Source organism: Bacillus sp. FSL W8-0629, from assembly GCF_038593225.1.
GTDB classification, from domain to species: Bacteria; Bacillota; Bacilli; order Bacillales; family Bacillaceae; genus Bacillus; species Bacillus altitudinis.
Genome location: NZ_CP151975.1, coordinates 357,021 through 369,507 on the forward strand (window position 1 = coordinate 357,021; position 12,487 = coordinate 369,507).

General features: G+C 42.8%; 13 protein-coding genes. 8 read left to right on the plus strand and 5 right to left on the minus strand.

Annotated features, from left to right (window positions below):
• Positions 1 to 177: 177 nt before the first annotated feature.
• Positions 178 to 963, minus strand: coding sequence for a carbon-nitrogen family hydrolase (locus tag NSQ17_RS01945; protein WP_096880978.1), 786 nt, complete (start codon positions 961 to 963; stop codon positions 178 to 180).
• Positions 964 to 1,173: 210 nt separating this feature from the next.
• Between NSQ17_RS01945 and NSQ17_RS01950 the strand changes: the two genes are divergently transcribed.
• Positions 1,174 to 2,136: an acetylxylan esterase gene (locus NSQ17_RS01950; RefSeq protein WP_327855610.1), complete on the plus strand. Its 963-nt coding sequence runs from the start codon at positions 1,174 to 1,176 to the stop codon at positions 2,134 to 2,136.
• A gap of 70 nt (positions 2,137 to 2,206) precedes the next feature.
• Here the strand turns inward: NSQ17_RS01950 and NSQ17_RS01955 are convergent, their stop codons facing one another.
• Entirely contained in the window at positions 2,207 to 2,521 is a 315-nt protein-coding gene (locus tag NSQ17_RS01955; protein WP_008342068.1) for a hypothetical protein, read from the minus strand.
• Between the two features lie 60 nt (positions 2,522 to 2,581).
• Here NSQ17_RS01955 and NSQ17_RS01960 point away from each other — a divergent pair, with 60 nt between their 5' ends.
• The 5 genes from NSQ17_RS01960 (at position 2,582) to NSQ17_RS01980 (ending at position 8,821) form a co-directional block, all read left to right on the plus strand.
• Positions 2,582 to 3,385 carry a nucleotidyltransferase domain-containing protein gene (locus tag NSQ17_RS01960; RefSeq protein WP_342467789.1) on the plus strand — a complete coding sequence of 268 codons (804 nt, stop codon included), beginning with the start codon at positions 2,582 to 2,584 and terminating at the stop codon, positions 3,383 to 3,385.
• A gap of 161 nt (positions 3,386 to 3,546) precedes the next feature.
• On the plus strand, positions 3,547 to 4,464 hold the full coding sequence (locus NSQ17_RS01965) for a proline dehydrogenase (protein ID WP_024718963.1): 918 nt from the start codon (positions 3,547 to 3,549) through the stop codon (positions 4,462 to 4,464).
• A 23-nt stretch (positions 4,465 to 4,487) separates the two neighbouring features.
• A complete protein-coding gene (gene pruA / locus NSQ17_RS01970) occupies positions 4,488 to 6,035 on the plus strand; it encodes an L-glutamate gamma-semialdehyde dehydrogenase (RefSeq protein WP_007498254.1) in 1,548 nt (515 codons plus the stop codon).
• A gap of 125 nt (positions 6,036 to 6,160) precedes the next feature.
• The gene (locus NSQ17_RS01975) at positions 6,161 to 7,393 is read left to right on the plus strand and encodes a helix-turn-helix domain-containing protein (RefSeq protein ID WP_008342058.1); all 1,233 of its coding nucleotides are present in this window, start codon (positions 6,161 to 6,163) and stop codon (positions 7,391 to 7,393) included.
• A gap of 129 nt (positions 7,394 to 7,522) precedes the next feature.
• The gene (locus NSQ17_RS01980) at positions 7,523 to 8,821 is read left to right on the plus strand and encodes an arsenic transporter (protein ID WP_008342056.1); all 1,299 of its coding nucleotides are present in this window, start codon (positions 7,523 to 7,525) and stop codon (positions 8,819 to 8,821) included.
• 227 nt (positions 8,822 to 9,048) lie between these two features.
• Here the strand turns inward: NSQ17_RS01980 and NSQ17_RS01985 are convergent, their stop codons facing one another.
• Positions 9,049 to 9,726 (minus strand): amino acid ABC transporter permease, encoded by a 678-nt coding sequence (locus tag NSQ17_RS01985; protein ID WP_008347854.1) that lies wholly within the window; start codon positions 9,724 to 9,726, stop codon positions 9,049 to 9,051.
• A gap of 12 nt (positions 9,727 to 9,738) precedes the next feature.
• Positions 9,739 to 10,611 (minus strand): transporter substrate-binding domain-containing protein, encoded by an 873-nt coding sequence (locus NSQ17_RS01990; RefSeq protein ID WP_008347852.1) that lies wholly within the window; start codon positions 10,609 to 10,611, stop codon positions 9,739 to 9,741.
• A gap of 181 nt (positions 10,612 to 10,792) precedes the next feature.
• Between NSQ17_RS01990 and NSQ17_RS01995 the strand changes: the two genes are divergently transcribed.
• Complete coding sequence (locus NSQ17_RS01995) at positions 10,793 to 11,122, plus strand: YckD family protein (protein WP_024718960.1); 330 nt, start codon at positions 10,793 to 10,795, stop codon at positions 11,120 to 11,122.
• A 46-nt stretch (positions 11,123 to 11,168) separates the two neighbouring features.
• Here NSQ17_RS01995 and NSQ17_RS02000 read toward each other — a convergent pair whose 3' ends face one another.
• On the minus strand, positions 11,169 to 11,933 hold the full coding sequence (locus NSQ17_RS02000; RefSeq protein ID WP_056703006.1) for an MBL fold metallo-hydrolase: 765 nt from the start codon (positions 11,931 to 11,933) through the stop codon (positions 11,169 to 11,171).
• Positions 11,934 to 12,048: 115 nt separating this feature from the next.
• On the opposite strand from NSQ17_RS02000, the gene NSQ17_RS02005 reads away from it, so the two are divergent.
• A complete protein-coding gene (locus tag NSQ17_RS02005) occupies positions 12,049 to 12,468 on the plus strand; it encodes an Lrp/AsnC family transcriptional regulator (protein ID WP_024718958.1) in 420 nt (139 codons plus the stop codon).
• The last annotated feature ends 19 nt before the right edge of the window (positions 12,469 to 12,487 follow it).

Here is a 12,487-nt window from a genome sequence, read left to right on the forward strand (position 1 = left end):
AAAAGCAGGGGAGTCCCCTGCTTTTACCTTTTTTCAGCGTGATAGAAAACCTTTGCAGCCCTAGGAAGGACGAGTACCGACGCGGAGCGAATTTGACATTCGTGAGCACCGGCACGCAGGACTGACACCGAATGCGAGGGTTTGTCTACACGCTGAAAGCAGGGGGCCCCTTGCTTTCTAATATAAATCCAGCCGCTGATCTGTCATGACGGGGATTTGTTGTCTCACTTCATCTACGAGCTGAAGATCAATGTTTGCATAATAAATGTCTTCTTCATCATTTGTCTCAAGTAGAATGCGTCCGAGCGGGTCAATCACCATGGAGTGACCAGGGAATTCAGTGTCTCTGCTTGTGCCCGTCCGGTTCACCGCAATCACAAATGACTGATTCTCAATGGCTCTTGCGATGAGCAGACTGCGCCAATGGTCCACTCTTGCTGACGGCCATTGAGCGGTATTAACAAGCACCTTCGCCCCTTTGTTCACGAGCGTCCTAGAAAGCTGAGGGAAGCGGAGGTCATAGCAGATCATCGCACCAATCTTGACATTTTCACCATAGTCAAATAAACCAAGCTGATCACCAGCGGTTAAATAGTTATGCTCATCCATTAAGCGGAATAAATGAATTTTATCATAATCTAACAAAAGCTCACCTTGGCGGTTAAAGACATACATTGTATTGGTGATGTTTTCATCTTCTGTCCTCTTATTTAAAACACTGCCTGCGATGAGATACACTTGGTGCTTGCGGGCAAAGGAAGAGAAGAGTTGTTTTGTTCGCTCGCCATCTGCATCGGCAAGCTCATCCGCTTGCTCTAACGCATAGCCGGTATTCCACATTTCAGGTAGAATAATCAAATCAGGCTGTTGGCGGATGGCTTCTTCTAAACATGCTTCTGCTTTCTGAAAGTTTACATCAGGTTCTCCTATTTGTACGTCCATTTGAATCAGGGCGATGTTCATGTCGGTCTGCCTCCTTTATTCGTTTCATGCAATGAATGGTTCGGGTGATATTGCCTGAAGCATCTAGTCTTCAAGCCAGTTTCTTTATCATAAAGCTTTCCGCCATCTTTGCCAATAGAAATGTCAGAAGGTTTTGTTAAATGACTTTCTCAATCAAGAAATGAGTGGTATGATACTCATAACTAATAAAACAAAGGGGAATAGTATGATATGCAATTGTTCGATTTGTCACTAGAAGAGCTAAAAAAATATAAACCAAAGAAAACAGCACGTCCTGATTTCTCAGACTTTTGGAAGAAATCGCTCGAAGAACTGCGCCAAGTGGAGGCAGAGCCAACACTTGAATCTTATGACTATCCAGTGAAAGGCATCAAGGTGTACCGCTTGACGTATCAAAGCTTTGGACATTCTAAAATTGAAGGCTTTTATGCTGTGCCTGATCAAACTGGTCCGCATCCAGCGCTCGTTCGTTTTCATGGCTATAATGCCAGCTATGACGACGGCATTCATGACATCGTCAACTGGGCGCTGCACGGCTATGCAACATTTGGTATGCTCGTCCGCGGTCAAGGTGGCAGTGAAGACACATCAGTGACGCCAGGCGGGCATGCATTAGGGTGGATGACAAAAGGCATTTTATCGAAGGATACGTACTATTATCGAGGCGTTTATCTAGATGCTGTTCGTGCACTTGAAGTCATTCAGTCTTTCCCCGAAGTAGATGAACACCGTATCGGCGTGATCGGTGGAAGTCAGGGGGGTGCGTTAGCGATTGCGGCCGCAGCCCTTTCAGACATTCCAAAAGTCGTTGCGGCAGACTATCCTTACTTATCAAATTTTGAGCGTGCAGTTGATGTTGCCTTGGAGCAGCCTTATTTAGAAATCAATTCATACTTTCGCAGAAACAGTGATCCAGAAGCTGAAGAAAAGGTATTTGAGACATTAAGTTACTTTGATTTAATCAATTTAGCCGGCTGGGTGAAACAGCCAACATTGATGGCGATCGGTCTGATTGATCAAGTGACACCGCCATCCACCGTGTTTGCGGCATACAATCATTTAGAAACAGATAAAGAGCTGAAAGTGTACCGATATTTTGGGCACGAGTTTATTCCTGCTTTTCAAACAGAGAAGCTGTCCTTTTTACAAAAGCATTTGCTTCTATCAACATAAGAGCATGACAAAGAGCTAAAATGACATTCATTTTAGCTCTTTGTCTTTTTCAGCTATTGGAGCGATCAGCTTAATAACTGGTGTTCTGTCTTGTTTTTTCATCAGGCACTAATGCTGTAACGATCAGGGCAAGGGCTGTGATGATGTGAAGGATGAATCCGAGAATCGGAATCCATGCAAGGCAGGATGTGACAATCCCAATGATACTTCCAATCATTGGTCCCTGGTCTCGCTTCGATAAGACGAGTGTGATAATATGCAGAATAAGCATGACCATGAGCGGTGAATAGCCATTGCTGATAACGAATAGACCTCCGATCACAGGGATAGCAAGGCAAGCTTCAAAAATCCCAGTGATCCATTTCATAATGCGAGATATAGACATCAGATCCAACTCCTTTTTCATATATGTCTTATTCGTATTTTCCCAAAAGGTGAAGAAGTCATGCAGAATTCTATAGAAAGAGTTGATGGACACTTGAGAGAGAGAATTAAGGAAGAGCTGAAAATCATCGAAGAAACGTATGACGTCAAGATTTGTCTTGCCGTCGAATCAGGCAGCAGGGCATGGGGTTTTCCCTCGACCGATAGTGATTATGATGTTCGCTTTTTATATGTTCCCCGGAAAGAATGGTATTGGGCGATGGAAGAGCATCGTGATGTCATAGAACGACCGATTGATGACATGCTTGATATCAGCGGCTGGGAGCTGCGAAAGGCGCTGCGTTTATTCAATAAATCGAATCCGTCCATTATGGAATGGCTGTCTTCTGATATCATCTATGCTGAATCTTTCTCTTTGGCAAAGGAGCTAAGAGAATTAAAGGATCGAGCGTTTTACCCTGCGGCTTTGATGTATCATTACCTCAATATGGCGAAGCGGAATGAGAGCCGGCATTTACGAGGAGAGCAGGTGCGAATCAAGAAGTATTTCTATGTGCTTCGTCCGCTGCTTGCCTGCAAGTGGATTGAACGTTACCGAACAGTTCCACCAATGGACTTTCATGAATTACTCAAGGAGCTTGTGGAGGAAGGCCCGCTGTTAGCAGAAATTCACGAACTGCTCAAACGTAAAATGGACGGAGAAGAAATGGATGTAGAGAACCGTCTCGCTCATGTCCATCCATTTATTGATCAAGAGCTGGCGCGTTTTGATGAATTGGTGAAAAGCTACAATCAGCCGAAAGACAATCTGATGCAAGAATTAAATGAGCTTTTGCAGTCTACCCTTGATGAGGTGTGGGCGTAGGAGGGGAGAGTCAGCCGGATAGCGGCAGACTCTTTTTTTATCTCTTATTGTGATAAAACCACAAAAAAAGTCAGAATTTTTGTCATCTTCAAATATTGTAGCGGACAGCTCATGAGCCTTACAATAAAGACATAGCTTACAAAGAGTGGGAGGTGCCCTTTATGGAGTCGGTCACAAGAAATTTCTTCTTGTTTTTGTCAAAGAGCAGTCTCTTGAACCATATTGCTCGTAATTGGGGAAGTGCTGTTGCATCAAAGAAAATCATCGGTGGGAAGGATTTTGAGAGCGCTATCCCTGTTATCAAACGATTAAACGATCAAGGTATGGCCGTAACGGTTGATCACCTCGGTGAGTTTGTCACAAAGGCAGAGATTGCAAATGAGCGGACGAATGAGTGTATTCAAACCATTCAGCGAATTGCAGAGGCGGGACTCAATTCCCACGTGTCACTTAAAATGACATCGCTTGGCTTAGATATTGACGATGACCTTGTGTATCGCAATATGAAAAGCATTTTAGATACGGCAGAGAAACACCGTATTATGGTGACAATTGATATGGAGGATGAACAGCGCTGTCAAAAAACGCTGGACATTTTTAAAGAAATGAAATCTCAATATGAGTATGTCAGTACGGTTTTGCAGGCGTATTTGTACAGAACAGAACAAGATCTTGATGACCTAAATGAGTTGCAGCCATTTTTAAGACTTGTAAAGGGTGCCTATAAGGAATCCGCCGAAGTGGCGTATCCAAACAAAAAAGACGTCGATCAGAATTACAAGAAGCTGATCGAAAAGCAATTACTCTCAGGGAACTATACAGCCATTGCGACACATGACGATCAAATGATCGAATTTACGAAACATATTGTGAAAAAACACAATATACAGACAAGTCAGTTCGAATTTCAAATGCTGTATGGCATGAGATCAGAAACGCAGCAAGCACTTGTGAAGGAAGGCTATCAAATGAGGGTCTACACCCCGTATGGACGAGAGTGGTATGGCTACTACATGAGACGTCTTGCAGAAAGACCGGCAAATATTGCATTTGCCTTAAAAGGGATGACGAGAAAATAATTTGAAACGGGAGCGTGACAAAGATGACAACACCTTACAAGCATGAACCATTCACGGATTTTAGCCAGGAAGAAAATCGCCAAGCGTTTGAACAAGCATTAGCCAAAGTAACAGAATCACTTGGGCAAACCTATCCGCTTGTGATTAATGGAGAAAGAATCGAAACAACAGACAAGATTGTCTCGATCAATCCGGCGAAGAAGGAAGAAGTCGTGGGTACCGTATCAAAAGCTGGGAAAGAAGAGGCAGAGCAAGCGATTCAAGCTGCGGCAAAAGCGTTTGAAACATGGCGCTACACGTCTCCAGAAGAAAGAGCCGGCGTCTTATTCCGCGCTGCGGCAAGCATTCGCCGTAAAAAGCATGAGTATTCAGCCCTTCTCGTAAAAGAAGCAGGGAAGCCTTGGAATGAAGCGGATGCAGATACAGCAGAAGCCATTGACTTCCTAGAGTATTATGCCCGTCAAATGCTAGAGCTTGCGAAAGGCAAACCTGTGAACAGCCGCGAAGGGGAACGCAATCAATATGTGTACACACCGACTGGCGTGACGCTTGTCATTCCACCATGGAACTTCTTGTTTGCAATCATGGCAGGAACAACCGTTGCACCAATCGTCACAGGGAATACAGTCGTATTAAAGCCAGCAAGTGCGACGCCTGTCATTGCTGCCCGCTTTGTAGAAGAACTGGAGCAAGCAGGTCTTCCGAAAGGTGTTGTCAACTTCGTGCCAGGTAGCGGAGCAGAAGTTGGAGATTACTTAGTAGATCATCCGAAAACAAGCCTTATTACATTCACTGGATCAAGAGAAGTGGGCACACGTATTTTTGAACGTGCGGCAAAAGTACAGCCAGGACAACAGCATTTAAAGCGTGTCATTGCTGAAATGGGCGGTAAGGATACAGTCGTAGTAGATGAGGATGCAGATGTTGAATTAGCCGCTAACGCCATTTTCACATCAGCCTTCGGGTTCTCAGGTCAAAAATGTTCAGCTGGATCTCGTGCTGTCGTCCACGAGAAACTGTATGACCAAGTCGTTGAGCGAGTGAAGGAAATCACAGAAACGAAAACAACAGCGAATCCGTTATCAGCTGATGTGTACATGGGACCTGTCATTGATCAAGCTTCCTTTGACAAGATCACGGAATATATCGAGATTGGCAAGCAAGAAGGTCGTCTAGTCACTGGCGGAACAAGTGATGATTCAGAAGGGTACTTCATTCATCCAACCGTGTTTGCAGATCTAGAGCCAACATCTCGTTTAATGCAAGAAGAAATCTTTGGACCTGTCCTAGCTTTCTCAAAAGTCTCAAGCTTTGATGAGGCGCTTGAAGTAGCCAACAACACAGAATACGGGTTAACCGGTGCGGTCATTACAAATAATCGTGATCACATCAACCGTGCGAAGCAGGAGTTCCATGTCGGGAACCTTTACTTTAACCGTAACTGTACGGGAGCGATTGTGGGATACCACCCATTTGGCGGCTTTAAAATGTCAGGAACTGATTCAAAAGCAGGCGGACCAGATTATCTTGCTCTGCACATGCAGGCCAAAACGATTAGCGAAATGTTTTAATATGGAAAAGCATGAACTCGTGCAGGCGAGTTCATGCTTTTTTTACCTGTCTACGACTTGTTTCTATACAAATATGACTGGAAAGAAGTATGATAAATGTATCACTTATTCAGGGAGCAATCGGGATGGAAGAGATATTAGAAAAGCTTCATACATTTTTTGATGTCGATAAATTAATTGCATTTATTAGTGGGTATTTAAAAAAACCAGTCATTTTAGAAAGTACTGAATGTCAGCTGCTTGCTTATAATTCTTACAGCATCCAGCAGTTCGACCCAGTCAATCAGCAAACCATTTTCTCAAAGGAATGTCCGGGAGCTGTGGTGGATTGGTTAAAAAAAACAGGGGTCATTGAGCAGCTATATACAGATTCAAATCCTTTTTATGTGAATGGTCATGAGGAGCTCGGGTTTAATCGACGAGTGGCTGTGAGCGCCAAGCACAAACAAGAGGTTGTCGGCTTTATTTGGGTGCAGGACATTGAAGATTCTCTCTCTCAAGAGGAGCTGCAATTTTTACACGAGGCATCGTTTCAGGTTGGAAAAGTTATTTATAAAAATAAGAAACAGTTGGAGAAAAAGGAAGGCAAGATTGAAGAGTTCTTCAAAAAGGTCATGGATGATCATTTTTATACAGAAGAAGAGCTGAAATGGGAAGCTGAGAATTTAAGCATTCCACTGCCAGCTGTCTTTACTGTGATGGTTGTTCATGCCGCCGATAACAAAAGTGAGACGGCAGAAGATGTGAAGGATATGATTAGAACCTATTTACAGCTAGAAGACAAGGTCAATCACGTCTACTCTGTGCAAGCAGACATCGTCGTGATATTAGGCAGTTTGTCAGATCGCCACTCACCAAAAGCGACCGCTGCGGATGTCGTCGCCCATCTTCAATCGAAAACGCATACACACCCATCTCCTTTATATATTGGGATGGGAAGAGAATATCGAGATGTCATGAAAATGAGCACAAGTCGATTTGAAGCGATAGAAGTCGTGAAAGCAGTGAAGATTGTCGGCGGACAGGAATTGATTCCATACGATTACGAGCATTTGGGGGTCTTCCGGTTCTTAGACTCGATTTACAGTCACCAAAAAAAGAAAAACGACTTTAATCCAGATTTGTTGCGCCTAAAGGAAAAAGACCGTGACAGCCAAACATCATTTTTAAAAACCTTAGAGGTCTACTTATTGAATAATTGCAAGCTAAAACCAGCTGCAGAGCAGTTGTTTATTCATCAAAATACATTAAACTATCGAATGAAACAAATTTTTGAAATGACGTCTATTGATTTAAGTCATTTTAGCCAGCGATGTGAGTTATTTATTGAATTGATGCTGATGAAAAAAGATCAATAGACGTGGACTCCGCAGGTGCAAAGGATGACCTGCGGATTTTTATGCGAGATCATAAAATGGCATACAATTGCCTTATTTCGTTGTATGATAGATAAAGATTTTATGAGGAAAGTGAAAGGAGGGCCACCTTTGGGATCAGTCACCTTGGCCATTTTAATTTTCATCATGACCCTCGTCCTTGTCATTTGGCAGCCAGGACGTTTAACCATTGGATGGTCAGCGTGCGGGGGAGCGATTCTTGCTCTTGCTTTTGGGGTCGTTCATTTGGGCGATGTATGGGAAGTTACCCAAATTGTCTGGAACGCCACCTTTGCATTTATTGGAATTATCATCATTTCATTGATTTTAGATGAGATTGGTTTTTTTGAATGGGCGGCACTTCATATGGCAAAAGCCGCAAGAGGGAACGGGGTCCGCATGTTTATTTATTTAACATTGCTCGGCGCTGTGGTAGCAGCTTTTTTTGCCAACGATGGAGCGGCACTTATCTTAACCCCGATCGTTTTATCTGTGGTCAGAGCGTTGAAGCTGGATGAGCGTATGATTCTGCCATTTGTCATGGCAAGCGGCTTTATTGCAGATACGACGTCTTTGCCATTTGTCATTAGTAACTTGGTCAATATCGTATCAGCCGATTATTTTCATATTGGCTTTCTTGAATATACAGCAAACATGTTCGTCCCAAACCTTGTATCGCTTGGCGCTAGTATGCTTGTGCTGTATGTGTTTTATCGGAAACTCATCCCGAAAACGTACGATGTTTCGCAGGCGAAGGAACCAGCTTCGGCCATTCGTGATCTGCGCATGTTCCGGTTATCTTGGTATGTGTTAGGGTGCTTGCTTGTTGGATATTTTGCTGGGGAATTGGCAGGCATTCCGGTGTCAATCATTGTAGGAGGCATTGCCATTGCTTTCTTATGGCTGGCGAAACGGAGTCCACAAGTAGCGACAAAACGAGTCGTCAAAGAAGCACCGTGGTCGATTGTGTTTTTCTCTATCGGCATGTATGTCGTGGTGTATGGGCTGAAAAATGTCGGCCTGACAGAAATTTTAGCGGCGTGGATTGAACAGGGGGCGTCACACGGTTTACTTGCGGGAACGATGTTTATGGGGGTTCTGGCAGCAGTACTATCTTCAGTCATGAACAACCTCCCAACCGTTTTAATTGATGCGATTGCCATCGGTCACACAGATACAGCAGGTGTGATGAGAGATGCACTGATTTATGCCAACGTCATCGGCTCAAACCTTGGTCCGAAAATGACCCCAATCGGTTCATTGGCGACACTGCTGTGGCTTCATGTCTTGAAGAAAAAAGGTGTGCATATTTCTTGGGGAGCATACATGAAAGCTGGAATCATTCTAACCATACCAACGCTGATCATCACGTTATTGGGGTTGTATGTGTGGTTATGGTTGATACATTAAAAAGCAGATCCAATGGATCTGCTCAGCGTGAAGACAAACCCTCGCATTCGGTGTCAGTCCTGCGCGCTGGTGCTCACGAATATCAAATTCGCTCCGCGCCAGTGCTCGTCTTTCCTAGACTGCAAAGGTTTTCTATCACGCTGAAAAGAAAACAAAGGGCTAAAATCAAGTTCATTTTAGCCCTTTGTCAACAATCTAAGCAGATCCAATGGATCTGCTTTTTGTTGTTATAGATATTTTGCATAGCGTTTTTCCAAAAAGTCTTGGAGCAATGAGACCACACTGCATATGCCCCAGTAAATCAAGGCAACCAATATATACATGGTCATATAATCGAATTCTCGTCCACCCACAATTTTTGCTTGCTGGAAGAGTTCGGGCACAGTAATCATTGCCGCTAGTGAGGAAGCTTTGATTAAATCAAGCATGACGTTGGTCAGGGGCGGCAGTGCAATGCGCACGGATTGAGGCAAAATGACTCCACGCATCGTTTGCCAATAGCTGAGACCAAGTGATTTGGCGGCTTCCACTTGACCACTTGGAACAGAGGAGAGAGCCGCCCGGTTAATTTCGGCAATGTATGCAGCACTATTGAAGCTGAATCCAATAATAGCAGCAGTGACAGCTGTAAATTCAATGCCGATGTAAGGGAATCCGAAATAAAGGATAAACAAAATGACCAGAATGGGAACCCCTCGCATGAATGAAATATACAGCCGTGCAGGCAGCCGAAGGAACCACGTATTTGCCATTCTAGCAAGGGCAATAAAAAAACCTAGAATCGTACCAAAAAACATGCTCACAAAAGAAATGAGCAGCGTCAGCCAGATGCCTTTCATCACAAACGGAAATGACGCTTTTGCCAGTGCAGGATTAAAGATATATTCTAAATGAATATCTCCCACGTCTGCGGCTCCTTATTTAGAAATGTCGACATCTTCGACATCAACATCAATTTTCTTTGAGACGTCAGCATGATTAAAGAATTTCTCCGAAATCTTTTTCATGGTTCCGTCTTTTTTCATCTCTTTTAATACACGATTTAATTCTTTTTGAAGCTCTGTATTGTCTTTTTTCATCACAAACCCTTGTTCATTCGGCATGTATTTTAGGTCTGGATGGATCGTAATATTTAGCTTAGGGAATGCAGCAAGCGCCAGTGTTTGTAAGTAGTAGTCATTTAAAATGACATCTGTACGGCCATTTGCGACATCCTTTAAATATTGCTCGTTTGTGGCATTATCATAGATGACTTCTTTTGCACCATACTTACGGGCAACATCCATATAAATGGTCGTTGCAGCACCTGCTGCTTTCTTTCCTTTTAAATCCTTTAGCGTTTTAATACCTGACAGATCATCTTTTCTAACGATAGCGGTTCCATAGGAGTATTTATAAGGTGTTGAAAAGGCGAACTTATCTTTCCTGTCATCTGTGATGTCGATATCGTTTGCAGCGGCATCCACCTGACCTGAATTAATGGCACTGAGCATACCGTCATAACCCATTTCTTTAAATTCTACTTTTACGTCAAGGCGCTTAAATGCTTCTTTGACGACTTCCACTTCATAGCCAGTCAATTGATCCTTGCCGTTCGATGTATCATGATAAGACGTAGGATACAAGGTGCCTGAAGTAGCGACCACGATTTTCCCTTTCTTTTGAATCTGATCCCACTTTGATTCTCCAGACTGAGATGAGCCTGATTGATTGCAAGCAGACATGACAAGCATGAGAGCAGACACAACAAGCAGCACCCATATAGGTTTTCTATGATAAAAACGACTCATTTAAGAATCCTCCTCTATTTTTTATACAAAACAAAACATAGCACGCTTTTTCAGTTAGGACAACGTTTTCAGATGAAAAGCGAAAAAGTAAGAATATTATGTGCAATTTGATGGTGTGAATAATGTATAAAAAAGGAAAGAGTGTGCAAATTAAAATCGAATAAAGGAGGGAACGACAGAGATGAAAAAAACAAGTGGTTTGATCTTACTAACGATGGTGCTATTATTTGGTTTTCAGGTGAATACGGCTCATGGAGAAACACCCCAAATGGAAAAGCGCCCCGTCACGCATCAAGTAAAATTAACGACAGAGCAACAAAAACAAATTGAAGTTCTTGAACAGCAAATTTTGTCTAAACGAAAAGAAGTGATTGAAAAATACGTTCAGTATGGTGTGTTAACGAAGGAACAAGGCACGCACATCACAAAACGAATGGATGAACATTACAATCATTTAAAAAATAACGGGTTTGTTCCATTACTAAAAAAACCACAGCACCATCGACCATAAGTTCAAGAAAACCGGCAGCAAGGTGCCGGTTTTTATTGTTTATGTGTTAAAAGGTCAGTGTCTCACCATCTTGAGGGACAAAAATGGCCTGATCTGCATGATTCTCTTGAATGTAAGATGTTAATGCCGCTCTTGTTAATAAACAATGATTCACGGCTTCAAGGTGACAGGCGATGATTTGAGCTTGTGGTTGAGTATGGTGAATGTCTACAATCTCTTCCTTTGTCATCGTAATAGGGTCTCCCTCTAAAAATTGGGCAGCCCCACTATTGACCACAATAATATCTGGCTGGCATGTATTCACAACCTCTTTCGGCTCATCACACCAAATGGTATCTCCTGCAATATAAAGAGTAGGCTCATCAGGATGAGAGAAAACAAAACCGCTCACTTGTCCCATCCGTTTAGCGGTTTCTCCTGTCCCGTGCTGCCCGCCAGTTCGTTTCATATGAACACCGCAAACATCCATTTCATCTTCAATGCATGTAACATGCTGAAATCCAGCTTCTTTCACTATCGTGCGATCTTTCTCTGATTGAGTATAGATCGGCAAAGTTTGCGCTAACCTCTTTTTTGCCTCGTCGTCAAAGTGATCTACATGTAAATGAGTGAGCAGGACAGCATCCGGCTGTAATATCTTGTCCAAATCAATGTTTGCAGGCAGATCCACAATTGGATTGTTTACATGTTGATTGGCAGTATGCGGGAACGGTGGATAGGTTCCTTTTGCTGCTAAAAAGGGATCGATTAAAAATGTTGACGGACCATATTGAAGGTATAAAGTAGCATTACGAATGAGTGTTATTTTCATTAGAAGGCCTCCTTTTTTTCTCATTAAGTTTACAGTATATTAAAAGAGCTTCATGTGACAGAGGATCATGAAAGTCTTTCAGCGGAACGACTTGATTTTTGAAAGAGGTGAGCCAATGCTAGACAAAACAGATATGGATATATTAAAAGAACTCTCAAAAAATAGCCGATTGACGATGAAAGCACTTGGTGAAAAAGTCCATTTAACCGGTCAAGCTGCTAAAAATAGAGTTTTAAAGCTTGAAGAAGAGGGGGTTATTGAAGCCTATACCATTTCAATTAACTGGCGGACACAGCAGAACATCCAAACATTTTTACAGCTCTTTACCCGAAGTCATGATCATGAACCGCTTTTATCGTTTCTCCATCAAAAGGAAGAAATCAAAAACCTGTTTAAAATAAGTGGAGAGGGCTGTTATATGGCTGAAGGACATTTCTCCAGTCATGATGAGCTTGATCAATTTTTAACGGAGCTAACAAAGCATGCAAACTATAAATTGTCTATCGCTGTGAAACGTCTCACTCATCAAGAATAGATGAGGCGCAGGAGGAAAT

Excerpts from the sequence above, each read along its gene's own strand:
- NSQ17_RS01975 (WP_008342058.1), top strand. The coding sequence starts at position 6,161 with ATGGAAGAGATATTAGAAAAGCTTCATACATTTTTTGATGTCGATAAA.
- NSQ17_RS01960 (WP_342467789.1), top strand. The coding sequence starts at position 2,582 with ATGCAGAATTCTATAGAAAGAGTTGATGGACACTTGAGAGAGAGAATT.
- NSQ17_RS02005 (WP_024718958.1), top strand. The coding sequence starts at position 12,049 with ATGCTAGACAAAACAGATATGGATATATTAAAAGAACTCTCAAAAAAT.
- NSQ17_RS01995 (WP_024718960.1), top strand. The coding sequence starts at position 10,793 with ATGAAAAAAACAAGTGGTTTGATCTTACTAACGATGGTGCTATTATTT.
- NSQ17_RS01950 (WP_327855610.1), top strand. The coding sequence starts at position 1,174 with ATGCAATTGTTCGATTTGTCACTAGAAGAGCTAAAAAAATATAAACCA.
- NSQ17_RS01955 (WP_008342068.1), bottom strand. The coding sequence starts at position 2,521 with ATGTCTATATCTCGCATTATGAAATGGATCACTGGGATTTTTGAAGCT.
- NSQ17_RS02000 (WP_056703006.1), bottom strand. The coding sequence starts at position 11,933 with ATGAAAATAACACTCATTCGTAATGCTACTTTATACCTTCAATATGGT.
- NSQ17_RS01965 (WP_024718963.1), top strand. The coding sequence starts at position 3,547 with ATGGAGTCGGTCACAAGAAATTTCTTCTTGTTTTTGTCAAAGAGCAGT.
- pruA (WP_007498254.1), top strand. The coding sequence starts at position 4,488 with ATGACAACACCTTACAAGCATGAACCATTCACGGATTTTAGCCAGGAA.
- NSQ17_RS01990 (WP_008347852.1), bottom strand. The coding sequence starts at position 10,611 with ATGAGTCGTTTTTATCATAGAAAACCTATATGGGTGCTGCTTGTTGTG.
- NSQ17_RS01945 (WP_096880978.1), bottom strand. The coding sequence starts at position 963 with ATGAACATCGCCCTGATTCAAATGGACGTACAAATAGGAGAACCTGAT.